This is a genomic window from Pseudomonas sp. HY13-MNA-CIBAN-0226, from assembly GCF_040310305.1.
GTDB classification, from domain to species: domain Bacteria; phylum Pseudomonadota; class Gammaproteobacteria; order Pseudomonadales; family Pseudomonadaceae; genus Aquipseudomonas; species Aquipseudomonas gregormendelii.
Genome location: NZ_JBEOPS010000467.1, coordinates 1 through 251, shown reverse-complemented (window position 1 = coordinate 251; position 251 = coordinate 1). Strand labels below are relative to the sequence as shown.

At 59.8% G+C, this 251-nt stretch carries 1 protein-coding gene; it reads left to right on the top strand.

Going from position 1 to position 251, the window contains the following annotated elements:
• Nucleotides 1–251, top strand: a 251-nt coding sequence (locus AAEZ05_RS29540) for a CBS domain-containing protein (RefSeq protein WP_350650181.1), incomplete at both ends; no start/stop codon positions are given.

Below are 251 nucleotides of genomic sequence, written 5' to 3'. Positions count from 1 at the left end.
CAACTGCTGAACTTCCACAAGCAGCAGCGGCGCCTGGGCATGGTGGTGGACGAGTACGGTGAAGTGCTGGGCATCGTCACCCTGGAAGATATTCTGGAAGAGATCGTCGGCGAATTCGAAAGCGATCAGGCTGTGGATAACCCGCATATCGAAGCCCAGCCCGATGGTCGCTACATCATCGACGGCGCCGCCTCGATCCGTGAACTGAACAAAAGCCTGGGCTGGCACCTGCCCAGCGACGGCCCCAAGAC